General features: G+C 68.6%; 2 protein-coding genes. One reads left to right on the forward strand and one right to left on the reverse strand.

The window, feature by feature from the left end:
- Positions 1-945 precede the first annotated feature (945 nt).
- On the reverse strand, positions 946-2,073 hold the full coding sequence (locus H8R17_RS44715; RefSeq protein ID WP_262506042.1) for an amidohydrolase family protein: 1,128 nt from the start codon (positions 2,071-2,073) through the stop codon (positions 946-948).
- 203 nt (positions 2,074-2,276) lie between these two features.
- On the opposite strand from H8R17_RS44715, the gene H8R17_RS44720 reads away from it, so the two are divergent.
- Complete coding sequence (locus tag H8R17_RS44720) at positions 2,277-2,753, forward strand: MarR family winged helix-turn-helix transcriptional regulator (protein ID WP_187828880.1); 477 nt, start codon at positions 2,277-2,279, stop codon at positions 2,751-2,753.
- Positions 2,754-3,772: the final 1,019 nt, after the last annotated feature.

Raw genomic sequence — 3,772 nt, forward strand, 5'->3', positions numbered from 1 at the left:
GCGCCATGACTGACGGCCTATCAAGACCGAGCCCTCGCGCGCAGGCGATCTACCGAACTCCTGATCCGAACTCCAGACAGAACCTAGTACTGCGCTGCCTCCCCGTTCAGCGTCCGCGTCCTGCTCGACGACATCCGCACAGACTGGGGACCGCCACTGTCGGACCCTGGATCGACCCGCACTGACCTGCTGCAAGCTCTCTCGTTCGGCGGCGGACAACTGCAGCTGCCGGTGAGAAGGGGGGGGGAGTGGGCTCGCAGAGCGTGACCACTGGGCCTGTGCGCGCTCCAGACGACGGGAAGAGGTCGAGGCCCGGAAGCAGAGGGACAACCTGCGATCTGTTTCCACGAAGGCGACTGACCTCGCATGTGCACCCGCGATTTTGCCGGGCAGTGGCGGCCGGGCTGCGGCCGTGCCAGATGATCATGCGGTCGGCTTCGGCCGGGGAGCCGCCGCTGGCCCGGGAGTTGCCCTCGGCTTCCGGGGCGTACGGCGGCCAGCCTGGGGAGCCGGTGGCGGCGAAGGCGGCCCAGGCGCCGACGAGGGTGTCGCAGGCGGTGAGGTGTTCGGGGGTGTCGGCGCCGACGTCGGACAATACCGGCGAAGAGTCGACCTCCGTCTGGGAGTGCGCATCCGCGAACGGTTCCCGTGGTGGTGTCGGTCAGGAGTGCGCCTGCCATGGCGTGAGCCTGTCTTCCCAAGGTGCGAAGGATTCATTCTTGCTGTCGGCGTGGTGGGCCAGGCCCTGCCTGACGGAAGTCGCGCCCAGCAGGACGAGGATCACCGTTTGAAGGTCTGCTCAAGTGGCGTACCAACGCCATCGACGTGCGGGCGGATCCCGTCGGCTCAGGACCGAGCATTCGGTGCCGGTGCTCGCGGGGCTGGGCCGATGGCACATGTACGCACCGTCGGCCCAACCACACTCCTCACCTGCTGCTGTCTTGATCAGAGGTTCAGCAGGTGTGCCGCGTTGCGGTGTGCGATGCGTTTGAGGTCGGCGCGGGAGAACGGCGCTGTGCGGAGGAACTCGACTGCCTCGGCCGTTGATTCGTAGGGGTAGTCGACGGCGAACAGCAGCCGGTCGGCGCCGATGGCCTGGACAGCTCCGAGGAGGGCCGCGTGAGAGAAGACGCCGCTGGTGGTCGCGTAGAGGTTGTGCCGCAGGTAGTGGGAGGGCAGTTGTCGTGGCCTGCTCTTGGGGTCGGCCTGGTGGTAGCGGCTGTCGAGCCGGGCCAACTGGAAAGGCAGCAGTTCTCCCATGTGCCCCAGCGTCACCGAGGCCCCGGGGAACTCGTCGAACACTCCACCGTAGATCAGGCGCAGTGCGTGGGCGCCGACCTGCGCTGTCCATCCCCAGGACGGCCCGCTCAGCACGGGGTGCCCCTGGAACACCCGCCACTGATCGGCGGGGAAGAGCGCGGGATGGATGTAGAGCGTCACGCCGAGCCGTTCAAGCTCGGCCCACACCGGCCGGAACTGCGGCTCGTCGAGGTAGTGGCCCTGAACGTGGTCGTTGTGCAGGACTCCCTTGAGGCCGAGTTGCTCCACCGCCCGGCGCAGTTCGACCACGGCGGCCTGCGGGTCCTGCAACGGCAGGGTGGCGAAGCCGGCGAACCGTGTCGGGTGGGCGGCGACCACGTCGGCCAGGTGGTCGTTGACCCGGCGGGCCGTGGCCACGGCCTCGGAGGGGTCCTCGATGGCCTCCACGCCGGGTGAGGTGAGCGACAGGACCTGCATGTCCACGCCATGGTCGTCCATGTCCGCCAGCCGCAACTCCGTGAGGTCGGCGAGCCGGCGCCCCCACTCTTCCCCCCAGCCGGGAGGCATCCAGGCTTCGCCCGGCCACGGGATCAGCTCCGGAACGGAGAACGCCTCTTCGACTGCTATCACCTTCATGCCGCGCCCCGGGCGGCCGGCGGCGGTCCCGGCCGACGTGGAGGTGACGGCCTGGGCGGCGGCGGGCGGGGCCGCGAGGGCGGCCGTGCCGGCGGTGGCGCCGGCTGCGGCGGCCAGCAGACGCCGCCGCGAGGTGTCCGCGGCGAGGGGGGATACAGACGATCCTGTCGTCATCATCCTGCCTTTCCATCGATTTCAGGCGAATCGGGGCATGGGGTCGGGGCTGGGGATCGATCGAGCCCACCATTAGGCAACCTAATCGTAGGCTACCTAATGAATGAGGATCTCGGAAGCTCCGGTGATGTTGGGCACCAGATCTGACCGGCTTACGATCGGCAGACCGCGCCGAACCGACCGCCCCAGCGTGAAAGCAGAACCACATGGCTTCCTCCCCGTCTGAATCCGAGCCGCTCATCCGGCTGCTGTGGCGCGCACACAACTGGTTCCGAGCTGCCCTGACCACTGCGTTCGAGGCCCAGGAAGACGGGTCGGCCATCGGTGCGGCACACGTGACTCTGCTGAGTCAGCTCCCGTCAGAGGGGGCGAGCATTGCCGAGCTGGCTCGGCGTCTGGGCGTCAGCGCCCCGACAGCGCACCAGTGGGTCCACGAACTTGTCGCCGCGGGGGTGGTGACCGTCGAGAGCGATCCGCGGTCCGCCCGGTCGAAGCTCGTACTCCTCTCGGCGTCCGGCGTCCGGCGCCGCGAGGAGACGATGCAGATCCTGGCCGGGCTCGAAGCCGCGCTCGCCGGGCGCATCGGTGCGGATACCGTCACCGCACTGCGGGCCGCACTGGAAGAACCATGGGGATCTCCGGAATCGGTGGTAGTGGAACTCCCCGGCCCTTCCACCCCTTAACCCTGTCGGCTCCCGGGCGCAGCGGCCAGTCCCTCCCCGGGCAGCAGGCACAAGGCCACCGCACGCGGACCGCATGACTGGTCCGGCACGAACGAGCACGACAGCCAGGCCCTGGAACGTCTGCGGAATCCCTGCCGACCCTCTCCTGCCACGGTCCGCGCCGACGCCGACCGGCCAAGCTCCACGCCGCCAATGGGTACGACTACGACCACCCGCGCCGTTGGCCCCGCAAGCGCGGCATCACCCGAAAGGTCACGGAGTCCTCGAACCGCCTGGGCCGCCACCACTGGACGATCGAACGCACCGCCTCCTGGCTGGCCGGATGCCGCCGCCTGCACCCTCGTCTGCTTCCACTGCTCACCAAATGAGATGACTTCTTTGGGTCGCTGCCCGAGGTCCCTGGCAAGTTCCGGCAAGTTCCTCGCTCCGTGGCGGAGTTGCAGGCAAGCTCTGGCACAGAGATCGTTACCGGCTTCCGAGGAGGACACCATGGCCCTGCTTGACGTGCTCCCTGGCCTAAAGGACCCCGTTGCTCCAAGCCGACGGGCAGCTGGGTGCTCATCTGCGCCGCCACGGCAGCGCGTCCGGATCGGCACCGGTGTCATCCGCGCGCGGGAAGGAGGCGTTGATCGCCCCGCCGATCCGGTGAACTGCCGGATCTGTTCCGGGTCAGGGCGTCGAAGACCGTGCGACGTACAGCCTCGACGTGACTTGGAGCGGCCTGTTCCATCAGCCGCGCGCCCTCGTGGGTGAGGACGGCCAGTTGGCTGGGGATTGGCCGGGTCCTCGCAGCGCCGCACATGGCCGGCGTCCTGGAGGCGTGTGACGGCGTGGGGCAGGCGGCTGCGGGTGATCTTCAGAAGCCGTGCCGGCTCCGACATGGCGAGGGCGCGCTCAGGCTCCTCCGACAGATGGACGAGCAGCTCGTAGTCTTGACTTGTACCTCGGGCTGAAGCCCGAGGATTCTGGCCTTCTCGATCGTTGCGGTGCCGCTACGCGGCACGGGCTTCGGTCGGGAA

It is taken from the genome of Streptomyces sp. TRM68367, assembly GCF_014495685.1.
Classification (GTDB): domain Bacteria; phylum Actinomycetota; class Actinomycetes; order Streptomycetales; family Streptomycetaceae; genus Streptomyces.

What these genes read in the sequence shown, in the direction of transcription:
- H8R17_RS44715 (WP_262506042.1), bottom strand. Translation starts at nt 2,073, where the DNA reads ATGATGACGACAGGATCGTCTGTATCCCCCCTCGCCGCGGACACCTCG.
- H8R17_RS44720 (WP_187828880.1), top strand. Translation starts at nt 2,277, where the DNA reads ATGGCTTCCTCCCCGTCTGAATCCGAGCCGCTCATCCGGCTGCTGTGG.